General features: G+C 32.3%; 1 protein-coding gene. It reads right to left on the bottom strand.

Annotated features, from left to right (window positions below):
• Positions 1-233: hypothetical protein (locus tag KGF39_RS19620; protein WP_227823594.1), on the bottom strand; the 233-nt coding region annotated here is incomplete at its 3' end.
• Positions 234-334 lie beyond the last annotated feature (101 nt).

Genomic DNA, 334 nt, shown 5'->3' with positions numbered 1-334 from the left:
ACATCTATAGGTCTATCTCTTTCAAGTTCTTCTTGTGTTATCATAAACTCTCTGAAATCAGTTGATGCTTCTAGCTCTATATCATATTCCAACCCTTGTAATATATTTTCACTTGCAAACTTAACAGCTTCCCACCACATTAAACTACTATTGTTTTTTGTACCTTGCAATTTACTTATTTCTTTTTCAGCCTGTTTAATTTGACCCATTGCTATTAATCTAGCTGCTTCCATCTAAATACACCCCTCCACTTAATCTCTATTTTGTACTAATCCTACTAAACATATTGCAAATAAACCTACCATTTTATTTCCTCCTAACCTAATCTTTGAAG

The sequence above is a fragment of the Clostridioides sp. ZZV14-6345 genome (assembly GCF_020657775.1).
GTDB lineage: Bacteria > Bacillota > Clostridia > Peptostreptococcales > Peptostreptococcaceae > Clostridioides > Clostridioides difficile_D.
This window is presented reverse-complemented; position numbering and strand designations above follow the sequence as displayed.